Source organism: Candidatus Vagococcus giribetii, from assembly GCF_017316185.1.
GTDB lineage: Bacteria > Bacillota > Bacilli > Lactobacillales > Vagococcaceae > Vagococcus > Vagococcus giribetii.
Genome location: NZ_JAFLVX010000026.1, coordinates 1 through 15,147, shown reverse-complemented (window position 1 = coordinate 15,147; position 15,147 = coordinate 1). Strand labels below are relative to the sequence as shown.

Genomic DNA, 15,147 nt, shown 5'->3' with positions numbered 1-15,147 from the left:
CCTTTTGCTTCTCTAAATTTTCTTTATTATAGCACAGGAAAATAGACAAAAACTATGGAACATAAAAACCGGTAAGCATCTTTCAATACTTACCGGATTCTTTATTTCTTTTTACGTTCAGATACGAATTCATTGTTGTAGAATTGACTGTTTTTAGAAAGTTCTTCATTAACAACTTTTAATGAATCTCTTTCAATTAGTGTTTTTTCATTTGAAGACAAGTCTGTCCCTAACCCTAATTTATGTCCCTCTATTTTGACACCCATACTGGATAAAATAGTTGGGTACATATCAAATGGTGCAAATTCTCTATTTTTCGTTTCAATCTTATCATTTTCAAACTCACCATTAATAATTAAATTAGTGGTTGTTCGGTGATACTTAGGATCAAAACCAGCAAAGTAATGTTTGTCCATACTTAAATGATCACCGGTTAAAACAATAGTTGTTTGATCATAGAAATCTTGTGCTTCGATCCATTTAACGAAATCATAAACTTGTTTTTGCGAATGAAAAATAACATTAGAATATTGTTTGTCAAAAGGTGTTGGTGTGCCTTCTTCAATATAACCATCTGGGAAATGAGTATCTGCATTTTCCATTGTAAAATTAAATGGTTTATCTTCGGCTGCAAGTCTTAATAACTCTTCTTGAGCGTATTGATAAAGTTTTTTATCTTCAAATCCCCACCAAACTTTGTAGTCATCTGGAATCTTACCGATTTTTTTCGCATGTTTCCAATCATAAATATTAAAATCCTTATGATTAGTGAAAAAGGCTGTTAACCCACCAAAATCAGCATCTGCCCCAAACATAATCGTTTGATTGTACCCCTCATCATGCAACACATCTCCTATACTTACTGCTCCAGGTAAAAAATAACCTGATTTTCCATAGGAGTTACCATTCATAGGTACTTTTAGAGGTAAGCCCATACTCATATTAACCATAGATGCTACGGACCAACTAGATCCATAAGTTTGCTCTGGTCCACCCATTTTATCGTTGTCAGAAAAAGAAATGCCTTCATCATATAATTTCTGAAGATCAGGCATTAGGTTTTTCTCCATGTAGCCACCATTTGTTGTATCAAAATAAGAATTTTCATAAGATTCTAAATAGATATGAACCAGATTTCTTTTTTCTTTCGGGAAAGTTAATTTGGTGTCAGTTGGCGAATGATAATTATCCTTGATGTAACTTGAATCATCAAAATAAGCATGATAAACAGCTTTTAATTGCAGTTCTTTAATGCTATAAGTTACACCAAAAAGAAACATACCAATCCCTAATACAACACCTGTTCTTTTGATTGCTTTATCAGTGAACTTGACTTGTTTCTTCCAAGAAAATGTAAATTTAACGACCATTCCTAATACAAAAAAGAAACTTACTGTTACTAACAACAAGACTGGACCATTAATCACTGCATCAGTTACACCAGATGCTGTTCCTGTAATCGGTGATTTAAAATTGAAAATAAATTGTTCCGGCGTTAGTTTACCAAAATAATCAATAAACCACACGGTACCAATCCATAAAAAAGCACCAATTATACCTAAACAAACAGATACACCAATGATTATTTTTTTAGTTAACGTTAATGGCTCTGTGTTCTTTTGAATCGTGATACTTTGAGTAACCAATCCTTTTAAAAATAAAACAATGACTCCTATTAATAATGCAAACAAAAGATATTTTGCAACAAACATCGTCTTATAATTGGCTAAACTTAAAACATATGGTTTATTCAACATAAATCTCATAATAAATAAAGATAAGGTGTTCACTCCTAATGTGTACACTAAAAAATGTTTAATCGTTTCTTTAGTTGTTTGAGGTTTAAATAACAATCTGTCTAAACCAGTTACAACTCCTCCAATGAATAAAAATAATAATAATCTCATGAAACTCCTCCTTAGGTATTCATACAAATAAAAGCATACGCAAAAATGACAATAAAAACAACTAACGTTTTAATAAGAATAAATAAAAAACCGACCATCAAGAATAATTTCTCCTTGATGGTCGGTTTTTAGATAGTTAGTAAGTTTCAAACCACTCAACAATTTCTTTGATTCTTTCCACTCGTAAGTTTGGTAAACCAGTTCGGGATAATCCATGGCTCGAACTTGGGAAAGTCACCATTTTAGTTGGAATCTTGTTTTTCTTCATGGCTGTAAACATTTGCTCACCTTGTTCTTTTGGACAACGTAAATCTTCATCACCATGAAGCACAAGTAATGGCGTTGTTGCTTGTCCTGCATAAGCTAACGGTGACATGTCCCAAAGGTCTTTAACATCTGTTAAGTCTTTTTGTAATTGATACTTAACAAAGAAGGCTCCTACATCACTAGTTCCATAAAAACTAATCCAATTTGAAATGGAACGTTGAGTGACAGCTGCTTTAAAACGATTGGTGTGACCAACAATCCAGTTAGTCATAAAGCCACCATAACTACCTCCTGCTACATAGACTTGATTTTTATCAATGTCAGTGTATTCTGTTAAGACATCATCAAGTCCTAGCATTAAATCTTGATAATCTTCGTTACCATAATCACCTAATATTGCTTTCACAAAATCTTGACCATAGCCTTGACCTCCGCGAGGATTCAGCATGATGACACCATAACCATTTGCCGCATGTACTTGCATTTCGTGGAAAAAAGTTTCTCCGTATGCTACTTGAGGACCTCCATGAATATACAAAATAGCTTTGTGGTTCTTTTTAGCTTCGACTGGAGGTAAATACCAACCTTGAATACGCCAATCATCCACACCTTTGAACCAAAACATATCAGGCTCACTTAATTGAAGATTCGCTAAAACCGCTTGATTTGGATTATATATTGGCTCTAATTTTCCTGTATCAAGATGAAGAGTTCCCAAGATACTTGGTTGTGTTGGTGTTGAATACACAACAATCATCTCATCTGCCCCACTTAACTGTCCATCTGTTAAATGCAAGGCTTGATTAAATACTTCAACTAGTTTGCCAGATAAATCACCTTTATATAAAACAATTTTGCCGTGATGCGTCACAGGGAAAAGATAAGTAGAGTCATCTAGCCACTGAATAGACACACCTAGATTTTTTTGTTGAAAATCGCTGATTAATGCATCCCCTACTTCTAAATCCTCATCTTGAGTTAGACAAGTCAGAGTCTCTTCGGTAAAGTCATAAACATACAACTTCTCTTGAGTCACAAAACCATGTTCAGCATTATTTCCCACTAATAAACATCGTTTATCTTGATACATAGCTGCAAACGAAAAACTACCATTAGGTATCTCTCTTGTTAAGGAGTATCTCTCTTTTGTTTTAATGTCATAATGATAAACTGTTGAGCCATACACCCACTCATCTGCTTTATCTAAATCCTCTGATAACAATAAAAATGACTCATCTTGTGCAACATAATTTAACCCAAAAGCATTTGTTTCTTCCAAAATAAGTTGGCTCGCTTCTTCTAAGTAGACACTCTGTTTTTTTAATTGATACTTAGTCGCTTCATCGATTAATCCTGAGCCATCTTCTTTATATACGAGCTTTGTCCATGAATGAGGTTGCGGCCAATCACTCTTATTTTCTGATTCTGGAATATCTGTTGTTTGAAAATAAATTGTGGCACTATTAGCCGCCCACTTATAGTGACTCACACTATTTGTTTCATTTGTTAAGTAAAAGGCGCGTCCACCTGTCACAGGCATTAACATGACTTGTTGTTTCTTATCTTCATTAGTAGTTAAGAAGCTAAGATATTTTTTGTTAGGAGAAAGTTCTAATTGGTTCACAGCATATCCCTGATTTCCCCAACTTGTTCTTTCTTTCGTCACTAAATGATACGACACAATTTCTGATTCGTATCTATTTTTTTCTTGATTGATTGTGTTTTCAATATAAAAAACTAAATCACCTACACGTACCGGTTGAGCTAGACTCTTTAAATCAAACAAAGACTCTATTGTTATTTTTCCCATTTTTTCACCTCATTTTTTTGTTATTAATCATTGTATCTAAGTATTGGTAAAAAGAAAAGGAAAAAGGGATTATCTTCTAAACAAGGCTAGTAACAACCATAGATTGATTCACTTCAAATACTTTAGGCTCTTTGTTTTTAGCTAAATCTTTCAAACTTAGTTGGTTAAAACGATTGGTCTCATAAAAATTGATGTAATAAGTAGCCCCACTTAAATCCATAAAACTTGTAAACTGCGTATAATCAATTGCGCCATTTGCTTTAATTTTTACTCCTTTAGGAATATAAACAGCTGACAACATTCTCGAAATCGTCTGAATACTTGCTTCAGTTGATTGGACTTTTTCTGTGTATTGATTCATGAAAGCTAGATGAACAAAACGAGAAATCGATGTGTAATCACCAGGTAAGCCTAATGCCCCACTTCCTGCTCCATTTCCTTTAGCAATAAACTTTTGGTAAACACCTGTCTGTTTACTCGTATTTGATAAGTGTGCATATTGATTTAAATTGGTTAAATGCCAAGGAAATCTTGGACTATTAGCCATCACACCAACTGGGTTATCATAAATTTTTAGCCCCTCTTTCACTGGTTCTATGACAATTGAACTGCCACTTTTATCTGCCACAATCCAGTGTAGCGGTAGTACCCCATTTATGACTGAGTGATCTTCAGGGACAATATTAATCCCTCGTATCTTTTCCTTAACGTCCTCAACTGATTGGCAAGTTCCTAAAACAAATGCCACAACATCATGTGGAGCTAAAGATAATCCTTCTATTGCCCTGTTTTCTTCATAGTAAGCATCATCAGCAAAATACAGTGAGGCGATACCTAACCCTGCTTCATTAATACCATCAGCAAATGTATACTCTTGAAACAAACGGCCTGCACCTACAAACGAATAGCTACTCTCAAAACCTTTACTCTCTTCTTTCTTATAAAAAGAATAGCCTGATGGTATATAAATAGGTTGGCCTTCTAAAGGAATCGAAAAGTCCATTGTTCTAGCTAGAAAAAAATCATGAACTGCATTTTCATACACAATACTTGTACACATAGTCCTCACTCCTGTTCACTTTTATACCCTTTAGTATACTCTTATTAACATGAAGATACAAAAAAAGAAGTAGGAAATTTCCTACTTCTCTTGACGGTAACGCAGTGCTAGTTCAACTGATTTTTCAGCTAAAACATTTTGTGGATCAATCACATGTTCATTTTGATAATTCGCCAAATCTTCCATTAATGAAAGCTCAGTACATCCTAAAATAACGACTTCACAATTTAGTTCTTCAAACATTTTAGCTAATATTTGATTGTATAGAACTTCATCTAATTCATTATTTTGTTTAATTTTATTAAAAATAAGTGTACTCACCATTTGTTGAATTTCTAATGTGGGATGAATTAACTCAAAACCAGCTTCTAAGATAAAGCCGTCATAAATTTTATTTTTAATGGTTCCTTCTGTTCCAATGATACCCACTCTTGTGCCTTTTTCATACTGTTTTGTTGCTTCTTCAACAGCTAAACGGGGCATGTGTAAAATTGGGACAGGACTTGCTTTTTCTAGTTCATTAAAGAAATAATGAGCTGTATTACACGTTAAAACAAAGAATTTTGGTTCTAAAGCACCATATGACTCAATGATTTTCAATAGATAAGGTAATGGATTTTCATTCTCTTCCTTATTCATCAAATAAGAACTTCTATCAGGTATCGTTGAATAATTAACCAAACAATAATCTAAGTAATCTTGATCATTTTTTGTGGGTGTTTTTTGATTAATTTGTTTTATGTATAACTCTGTTGCTATGGTTCCCATTCCACCAATAATGGTAAAGAAATTATCCATCATGACTTACCTCCCTACTCGATGTCCATATTGTTTAAATGCTTTACGGTAGTAACGGAACATGCGTTGAAGTAGTACCCAACGTTTCATGCTCTTGTCACCTTCATAATAAAACGTGTAACCAAAACGTTTGTCTGTAATCATTTTTCTAGCAACTTCTTTAGCAGGGGACTCTGGTGTGTATTTTTCAAATACATCTACAGGAGCATTCAACCATAATTTTCCTTTATCCTCAGGAATATCAGCGATAAATAACTCTTTATCTTTTAAATCATCGTAGACATAATCACGGACAACCCACTCAGCTAAATTAATACCATTTAATGTTAGGAAGAAACTACTTCTTCCTTGTCTTAAGTTAATTTCAAAGTATTTAAACGTATTATCTTTGATATCATATTTCAAGTCAAAGTTAGCAAAACCAGTGTATTTAATGTCTTCTAAGAAGAATTTGACTTGTTTAAAGATTTCCTCATTGTAATCTGGAATAATCCCTAAATAGTTACCAATCCCTAAAGGCGTTGGATCTTCTAAAACAGCATTTCCTAAACACATCATTTTAACTTCATGATTTTTATCCACATAAGCATTTAACACACGCATCGGGCTGTCATTTCCCACAACAAATTCTTGAAGAATCATGCTATCTTCATAGCCATCTTTGTAAATACCATGAATCACACGATTGAATTCAGTGATGTTATCAATGATATACACTTTTTCTTTAATAGGTGAGGTGAAATCATTCCACGTCACACTATTAACAGCTTTTAAAGCAACTGGAAAATCGAAGGGTTGTAACTCTTCTTGAGCTTCAACCATAGCTCGTGTGATTACTTTAGTTTTTGGATAAGGCAAATCGTATTTCTCACAAATAGCATAGAAACTTTCTTTGTTTTCCAATTCTTTTTCTAGCTCTTTATCAATGTACGGACAGATAAAGTGAGCTGATAATTCTTCAATATGTCGAGAAATTAATTCAGTATACCAATCGCCCATTCCCATTAAAATCAAAGGTACATCACTAGATTCATATTCTTTGATAACCTCACGCATTTTGTTAATAAAGATAGGATCAGTATCAAAATCTTTAATGTACTCAATGTCTAAAATCTTAGAATACTTAGTTGGTGCAATCTCTGCACTCGCTATTGTTCTCACAGGTTTTCCAGTTAACTCATAAAAAGACCGAGCCATTCCATACAGATTCAAATCGCCACCTAATAATACTGGAATAAAGTCCTTTTTCGTTGTTGTCATTACATATTCTCCTTCTTCTAATTAGTTCTCAATAAAGAACACCTTGTACCACGCAATGAAGGTATAAATTGTAAATATTTTTTGCATATTTGCAATTCCTTGTTTTTGTTCTTCTAATAATCGATTTAAATAGTCTGTATTAAAGAATTTCTTAGCAATATCTGAATTAAATGATTCTTTAATCATTGCTTGATATTTATCTTCTTTTAACCAAGTTGCAAGTGGTGAAGGGAAACCTAATTTTTCACGGTTTACGATTCTTTCTGGTAATTGGCTTTCAGAAGCCTGACGCCAAGCAACTTTTGTCACGCCATCTTTCACACGTGTGTTTGAAGGCATTTTTTGAGCAATAGCTGCTACTTCTTTATCTACTAATGGTGTACGAACTTCTAAAGAGTTCGCCATACTCATACGGTCTGCTTTATGTAAAATGTCATAAGCTAACCAACCATGAATGTCAAAATGTTGCATTTGTGTAATCGAATCTTTGCCTTTTGCTTCGTTGAACATATCTTTTACATAAGCAGAAGATGGTCCGTTGTAACGGTTGTCTCTTAATAACTCATCTCTTTCAGATTGGTTAAAGACATAGTTAACACGGTAATATCTTTCGCTAATATCTTGAGCACCACGAATTAAGAAACGACGTCCGTGGAAATGAGGTAGGCGTTTAGCTGTTTGAGCAAATAATTTTCTCATTGGTTTTGTTGTAAATCTCTCGTACTTTTCAAATGAACCAGCTTCTAAATAAGTGTTATAACCACCAAAGAACTCATCTGCTCCTTCACCTGATAATGCTACTTTAACGTGTTTACTTGTTTCTTTTGAAAGGAAGTAGAGTTGTAATGCTGACGGGTTAGATAAAGGCTCATCCATGTGATACATTGCTTTTGGAATAATATTAAAGAAATCTTCATCATCAATCATGATTGGAATATTCTTTTGGTTGATTTCTTCCGCAAATTGTTCTGCCCATGGTAATTCACTAATTTTTTCATCATCAAATCCTAAAGAGAATGATGTGATATCACGTTCTTTAGATGCTTCATTTAAAATGTAGCTTGAGTCAATCCCACTTGATAAGAAACTACCAACTTCAACGTCAGCAATCATATGTTTCGCAACAGATTCTTGAACAGTTTCAACAATTTGTTTTTTAGCTGTTTCCATATCAACAGATTTATCTTCTTTGAATTCAAAATGATAATATTCTTTAATAGATAATTTTCCATCTTTAAAACGGAAGAAGTTACCTGGATTTACTTTGTAAACATTTTTAAACATTGTTTCAGCACTTGGAATGTACTCAAAACTTAAATGAATAGGTAGTAACTCTTCATTTAATTCTTTTACAAAACCTGGGTGATCTAAAAATGATTTAATTTCTGATCCCCACATAAAGTTTTCATCATCTTTGTAATAGTATAATGGCTTAATCCCGAAATGGTCACGAGCACCAAAGACTTCATTATTTGTTTTGTCATAAATAACAAAGGCATACATACCACGGATACGGTCTAATAACCCTTCTCCCCAAGCATCATATCCATGAATTAAGACTTCAGAATCCACATCTGTTCTAAAGTGGTAACCTAAAGCAATTAATTCTTCACGTAATTCTAAGTAATTATAAATTTCACCATTAAACGTTAATACTTTTGTATCATCTTGGTTATTCATTGGTTGTGCACCATGGTTTAAGTCGATAATTGATAATCTTCTAAAGCCCATAGCGATATTATCATCTTGGTAGAACCCTTCATCATCTGGTCCTCTATGAACAATTCTATCAGTCATTTTTTTTAATGTTTCTTCAGCAGTAGTTGGGTGATTAATATATCCTACAAATCCACACATTCTAAAAATCCTCCATCTTGTCTTTAAATTAAAAGCTATTATCAGCTCTATAAACATATAACGTATCAATTTACAAGTATACTTTAAAAGTCCAACAAATTAAAGACTTTGAACCATTCTTTTCTACTTATTAAGATTTTTTTATAATCTAAAAAGACATTTTATTTTTTAAAGAAACAACGTACAACGACATTTCCTTTCTCTGTTACCCTTATCTCAGTTTCTCCTTCATGTCTTTTCACAATTTGTTTAGCAATCGTTAATCCTAATCCATGACCTTTTTCTGTTGTCCCTTTTTGTCGTTCAAAGGCATCAAATAAATGAACAGCATCTCTTTTTGTGAGTGGTACTGAAGAAGGATTACTTATTTCTAGCAGGTAATGTGTTGGTTGGTTTAGTAGACTAAGATGAATATCACTTTTTTTGGGGCTATACTTAATAGCATTATCTAGTAAAACCTTAACCAGTTGAACTAATCTCTGATAATCCCCTAAGAATACATCATCTTCTTTAAAGTCACTTTGGAAGATAATCTGTTGTTCTTTTTCTAAAAGAGGCAAACGAAAACTTCTAATAGCATCTTCAACGACATAATCCAGAGTCACTTCTTCTTTTGATATAGAGAACTCAGTAGATTGAAGACGACTCAACTCAAGTAAATCATTCACTAGTAATTGCAATTGTTTGGTTTCTAGTAGCAACTGAGTGATATATTGTTGCTTTTCTTCTTCATTTAAAAAGTCATCTTGAAGAGACTCTAACGAATTAGTTATTACCATAATTGGCGTTCGCAACTCATGAGAAATTTGAGATAAAAATAGTTTTTGACTACTTTCTTTATTATGTTGGGCTTTTTTTGCCTTTTCTAATCTTTGACTTAGGACCGATAGAGTATCTCCTAATCTAGCTAATTCATCTTTTGTTTGTATATTTAACTCTATACCGTAATCTTCTCGAATCAACCTCTCTGTAAAAGTCACCATCTCATGAATCGGTTTAACAAATCGTTTGGCAATAATGACAGATACAATAATGGTTATTAATAAAGCCACTAGGGTACTCCAAATCAAAAACGAGGTTTCTTTAACAAAACTCAAGGTATTTTTCTTTGAAAGAACAACAACACTACCAATAATGCTTTTTTTCTCATCGTATAGAGGAACCCCATAAGCTAAATGATAGGTCTCGCCTCTTAGACCCCTTTCTAAAAAAAGCGAGTCCTTTTGTGTAAGTACTTCTTGAAGGATCACTTCTCCTTCTTTAGGCAATTGCTTTGCCTGATTTTTATGACTTGAAATAAATGCCTCACCGCTTGGTTTAACTACATAAATATCATCTGAGGACAAACGACTGATTAACTGAAGATAATGATTATCCCTAGAGCCATGATTTCCATTGCCCATCATTCGTCCATGACCACTGCCTCTAGTTGTTTCCTCTTCCTGTTGAGAGATTCCTTCTAGCATCAGTGTTTCAGCAATCATATCGCCTTGATCTTTCATTTGTTCTTTATGAATACCTAAGGCTTGATTTTTAAACAACACAAAAAACAAACTCAATAAAACACCTGCAAAAATAATTAGAATCAACGTATAGGTAAGTATCAAACGAGTCACTATTTTTTGTTTTTTCATTTGTTGTTCACCTCAAAAAGATAGCCCTTCCCCCAAACCGTTTTGATTTGCCAATTAAGTGCTTCTTCTGTCTGAAGTTTTTCTCTTAAGCGCTTAATATGGCTATCAACTGTTCGAAAGTCTCCATAATAATCAATGCCCCATACCACATCTAATAAATGGTCACGAGTAAAAATTTGATTTGGGTGTTCCATAAAATGATGCAGTAAATCAAATTCTTTTTTAGTTAAGTGAACCGGCTCCTCTTTTAGCTTCACCTCATACCTACGACTGTCTAAAGACAAGCCTTCAACGTGGTACTCATATTCTGTCTCGATGGCTAAACGTCTTGTAATGGCACGAATTCGTGCAGCTAGTTCTTTATTAGAAAAAGGTTTTACCAAATAATCATCTGCCCCAACATCTAAACCCAATATTTTGTCGTGATCCTCACTTTTAGCTGTAATCATAATAAGTGGTACCATAGACTGTTCTCTAATCCTCTGGCACACTTGAAAGCCGTCTATTCCTGGCAACATAATATCAAGTAAGACTAAATCAACTGGAGTCACTTGAAAAGTTGCTAGACCTTCTTCACCTGATTCACTCTCTAAGACACTATATCCTTCATTTTTAAGAAAGCGAGTCATTGTTTCTCTTAACTCTTTGTTATCTTCAATTAGCAATAACTTCATGTTTTTACCTCCTCATCAGTTATGACATAATTCTGCCACAATTGTCCCTTATACTTACTATAACAAATATATATGGAGGGTTTCATATGAAAAAGAAAATGTTCATCACAAGTCTTTTAAGTTTATTATTACTGACCTTTGGCTCAAGCTCTATTGCGTTTGCGATTACTCAAGGAAGTTCGTCTGACACAACTAGTAATACTTACAGCGGTTGTCGTTTTAATCCTTCGAACAACACCCTTGTTGCTACTCCTTGTAACAATCAAGGAACAAAACATTACCAGTCATGTCCTTATTATGAGGAAAATGCCACAACTCGAGCTGAGAGAAGAGCAGCTTTTCCTAACAAGGAACAACATACGCCACAACATCAACAAATGAAAAAACGTCACAATCAACATCAATCCCAGGCTTCTCATCAAAGACAACAAAGAGGACATCACTAAAAAAAGCGTTAGGAAAAGGGTAGATCCTCTCCTAACGCTTTTCTTAAACGGTTAAACCACGTGTGATTGCTTTCATTTTTTTCTCAATTTCAATAAAGTCTCGGTGAGTGAATGGAAAATCAAATAGATGGACTTGCTTAGAAAAACGCAACTCTTCTTCCAGTAAATTCGGAATGTTCGTTAGCACTAAGTCTGCCTCTTCCATATTGTCAGCTTCAACAAATCCCACGTTGAAATCATATTTGAAACGATCCACAATTTGGTTTTTGACATTATTCTTAACATAAAAAGGTAAATCTGAATCCAAAAATAGTTTTATTTCCACCTCATAATGGGTCAAAGGTAATACTGATGAAAACAAAGTCATGTATTTTTGGAGCAAGAAACTTTCCTTTGTAAATAAAGATTCACCACTTACTTCGTGTAGCTCATGAATCAATTCTCTTAATTCTTGAGCTAAGTTAGGGTAATCATCCTCTAAACTTCTAAAAATCATATGTCCATCAATATCCACTTGAATATTAGTAAATAGTTGACTAAACAAATGCACACAGAAACTAGTAACAAAGAAACGTCCATATAACTCATCAGGAATAGGACTAATTCTTTCGTTGAATTTAGCTAAAAATAATTCTGTGCTCTGATAAATATTAGAAGACATTTTTTTATGATAGGCTAAAACACTTTCTCGGTAATTATCAGTCTCATAAAACTTGGTTTTTAGTTGTAATAAAATCACGTAAAAATAAAGCTCAGACTCAATATAAATATTGTAATCTGAAATAAATGCATTCAACATTGGAATTTTTTCAATTAATTTGGGTAAATTCACATATTTTTTCCACTCTTCTTCCATGGAAATAATGTGTTTTTTTCTTAATCTTAAAATATTCACTGCCAACATGTAAGCCATTTGTTTCCGATGAATCACTGAAAACCCTAAATCAAGTTCCTCGGAAAAGCGGTCTACTGACAAATAAACTTTGTCTTCACTAATGATATCAAAAGGCCAAGTAACTCCTTTAAAAATAACCCAGGCCGTTATATAAATAATCAAACGAATCTGCTTTTCTTCACCTTCGATACTAAAAGGGCTTCGAGATAAAGTTAGTTGATAATTATTTAAAAACTGCTTAATCTTTTTAAGGGATTTTCTGATAGAACTCTCACTCACATAGTTATCTGCTGCGTATTTTGAAATAGAATGAAACTCTTCAAAAATAATAAGTTTAAAAATTTTCATAGTTTCATCGTTTTCTAAAATATAACTTTTTAACTCCATGTAGTTACTGCCACTATCTATTTCTAGTTGAATCCCTTTGTATTTCTCATAATTAATGGTGATTAAGTGATTTCGATCTTCATTATAGCTATCTACTAATTCTTGTAAACGATGAACGTAACGTTGTACGGTTCTCTCCACAACAAGTAATTCTGTACTAATTTCATTGATGGAATACCATCTATTACTGTCAGCAATCAAGTCTAACATATTTAGCATGATTTGATTTTGACTATCTAATAAATTTAAAATGTCCTTTTCCATTGCGACTCACCCCATATCTATCCAATTACCTTAATCTATTATACACTGAAACCGTAGAATAAGAGAATAAAAAAGAATACGCTTTATCTTATTAGATAAATGATAAGGCTTGTTCAATGTCTTTTAGTAAATCCTCACTATCTTCAATCCCACAAGACAGTCTTAATAAACCTGGAGTGACACCTTGTTCCAAACGATCCTCTTCACTTAAACAGGCATGAGACATAGTTCTTGGGTAAGAAACAATTGATTCCACACCACCTAGACTAACGGCAATAATAGGTAATTGTAAGTGTTCAGTCATAGTGGCTACATTTTCTTCATTTCCCAAATCAAAAGACAAGACTGCTCCCCCTGAGGTCGCTTGTTCTCGATGAACCTCATAAGAAGGATGACTTGTTAATCCTGGGTAATAAACATTTTGTATTTTAGGATGGCCAGCTAAAAATTTCGCAATGATTTGTGCATTTTGACAACTTTTTTCCATCCGAATTCCCATAGTCTTCATACCTCTTAAGACTAACCAAGCGTCTTCTACACCTAAAATTGCCCCAAAAGCTTTTTGATGTAAACGCAAAGATTTTTCTAACTGATCATCATTTAATGCTACTAAACCAGCCACCACATCGCTATGACCGTTTAAAAATTTAGTTGCACTTTCAATGACAATATCCACACCTAGAGCAAGCGGCTTTTGATACAGAGGTGTCATAAAGGTATTATCCATAACCGTTAACACGTCATATTTTTTAGCTAGTTGCACTAAAGACTTAATGTCTGCCACTTTTAATAAGGGATTAGAAGGCGTTTCAATGTATAACACTCTCGTATCTTTTGTAATCGCCTTTTCCACTTCTTCCAAGTCACTGTAATCCACAAAAGAAGATGTAATTTGATAGTTGGGTAAAATGTCTTTGACAAACTGACACGTACCGCCATAGACTTCTTTAGGCACAACTAAATGGTTACCTGACTCAAGTAGCATTAAGACAGTTGAGATAGCTGCCATTCCAGAAGAAAAAGCAAACCCATGCTTAGCACCTTCTAAGGCTGCAATACCTTCTTCAAGAGCTGCAACTGTTGGGTTACCAAACCTGGTATAACTGTATTCTTGACTTTCAAATATAGCTTGTTGATTAAAGGTTGATGTTTGATATTTTGGGATAGAAGCTGCTCCTGTGTGTGGATCCACAACAGGATAACCATGAATTAATTTTGTATTATCTAACACTTCGGACACACCCTTCACTAGATTCTTTATGTTCTATCATACACGTCTAAAAGAAATGACTCAACATTGAATTTGTCAATTAACCTAAGAGCTATTTTGTTGTCTGTCTTTATTTCTTACGGTATGATAAAAGCGTTATCATTTTTATTTATAAGGAGAGATTAACTTGGAAATTAAAATTGGTCAAACTTTTACAAAAGAAGTATACGTCACAAAGGACAATGTAGCGTCAAAATTTGAAGCTGACTTACCTGATGTGTTTTCAACACCTGATATGATTGCTGAGATGGAATCTGCTAGTTATCATCTAATCAAAAATAACATTTCTGAGGATTTAACTTCTGTTGGAACTCATGTGAATGTAAGTCATGAAAAAGGGATTGTTATCGGTGATTTAGCTATCATTACAGCTAAAGTCATTGAAATTGATCGTAAAAAAATTACTTTTGCTGTTAAAGCTATGCATAACGATGACATCGTAGGTCAAGGAACACATTCACGTTTTATCATCAAAAAATAGATAAATAAAAGACCGTGGTATAAGCCCATTATGTAGTGACCCCTAAAAGTTAGACTTTTAAGGAGTGGAGAAATCCACTCCTTTTTTGATGTTTCAAAATTAATATCTAAGCTACAAATTGTGTTGCTTTTCGAAAT

12 protein-coding genes are annotated in these 15,147 nt (G+C 33.6%); 2 read left to right on the top strand and 10 right to left on the bottom strand.

The annotated features are described in order from the left end of the window. Positions 1-101 precede the first annotated feature (101 nt). The 8 genes from DOK76_RS10235 to DOK76_RS10200 form a co-directional block, all read right to left on the bottom strand. Positions 102-1,907, bottom strand: a complete 1,806-nt coding sequence (locus tag DOK76_RS10235; RefSeq protein ID WP_206967441.1) for an LTA synthase family protein — start codon at positions 1,905-1,907, stop codon at positions 102-104. A gap of 136 nt (positions 1,908-2,043) precedes the next feature. Beyond that, entirely contained in the window at positions 2,044-3,984 is a 1,941-nt protein-coding gene (locus DOK76_RS10230; protein WP_206967439.1) for an alpha/beta hydrolase family protein, read from the bottom strand. Positions 3,985-4,060: 76 nt separating this feature from the next. Next, complete coding sequence (locus DOK76_RS10225; protein ID WP_206967437.1) at positions 4,061-5,044, bottom strand: choloylglycine hydrolase family protein; 984 nt, start codon at positions 5,042-5,044, stop codon at positions 4,061-4,063. An 81-nt stretch (positions 5,045-5,125) separates the two neighbouring features. Further along, positions 5,126-5,845, bottom strand: coding sequence for an aspartate/glutamate racemase family protein (locus tag DOK76_RS10220; protein WP_242542285.1), 720 nt, complete (start codon positions 5,843-5,845; stop codon positions 5,126-5,128). Between the two features lie 3 nt (positions 5,846-5,848). Next, on the bottom strand, positions 5,849-7,102 hold the full coding sequence (locus DOK76_RS10215; RefSeq protein ID WP_206967435.1) for a carboxylate--amine ligase: 1,254 nt from the start codon (positions 7,100-7,102) through the stop codon (positions 5,849-5,851). A gap of 21 nt (positions 7,103-7,123) precedes the next feature. Continuing rightward, positions 7,124-8,959 (bottom strand): asparagine synthase (glutamine-hydrolyzing), encoded by a 1,836-nt coding sequence (gene asnB, locus DOK76_RS10210; protein WP_206967433.1) that lies wholly within the window; start codon positions 8,957-8,959, stop codon positions 7,124-7,126. 161 nt (positions 8,960-9,120) lie between these two features. Further along, positions 9,121-10,593, bottom strand: coding sequence for a sensor histidine kinase (locus tag DOK76_RS10205; RefSeq protein ID WP_206967430.1), 1,473 nt, complete (start codon positions 10,591-10,593; stop codon positions 9,121-9,123). Then, positions 10,590-11,267, bottom strand: a complete 678-nt coding sequence (locus DOK76_RS10200; protein ID WP_206967428.1) for a response regulator transcription factor — start codon at positions 11,265-11,267, stop codon at positions 10,590-10,592. The genes DOK76_RS10205 and DOK76_RS10200 overlap by 4 nt, the downstream gene beginning before the upstream one ends. Positions 11,268-11,353: 86 nt before the next feature. Here DOK76_RS10200 and DOK76_RS10195 point away from each other — a divergent pair, with 86 nt between their 5' ends. After that, complete coding sequence (locus DOK76_RS10195; RefSeq protein WP_206967426.1) at positions 11,354-11,713, top strand: hypothetical protein; 360 nt, start codon at positions 11,354-11,356, stop codon at positions 11,711-11,713. 43 nt (positions 11,714-11,756) lie between these two features. Here DOK76_RS10195 and DOK76_RS10190 read toward each other — a convergent pair whose 3' ends face one another. Together DOK76_RS10190 and DOK76_RS10185 are read right to left on the bottom strand one after the other, a co-directional pair. After that, positions 11,757-13,259, bottom strand: a complete 1,503-nt coding sequence (locus DOK76_RS10190; RefSeq protein ID WP_206967425.1) for an AcpB/EbpR/MafR family transcriptional regulator — start codon at positions 13,257-13,259, stop codon at positions 11,757-11,759. A 91-nt stretch (positions 13,260-13,350) separates the two neighbouring features. Continuing rightward, positions 13,351-14,490: a trans-sulfuration enzyme family protein gene (locus DOK76_RS10185; RefSeq protein ID WP_206967423.1), complete on the bottom strand. Its 1,140-nt coding sequence runs from the start codon at positions 14,488-14,490 to the stop codon at positions 13,351-13,353. 166 nt (positions 14,491-14,656) lie between these two features. On the opposite strand from DOK76_RS10185, the gene DOK76_RS10180 reads away from it, so the two are divergent. Continuing rightward, positions 14,657-15,010 (top strand): thioesterase family protein, encoded by a 354-nt coding sequence (locus DOK76_RS10180; protein ID WP_206967420.1) that lies wholly within the window; start codon positions 14,657-14,659, stop codon positions 15,008-15,010. Positions 15,011-15,147: the final 137 nt, after the last annotated feature.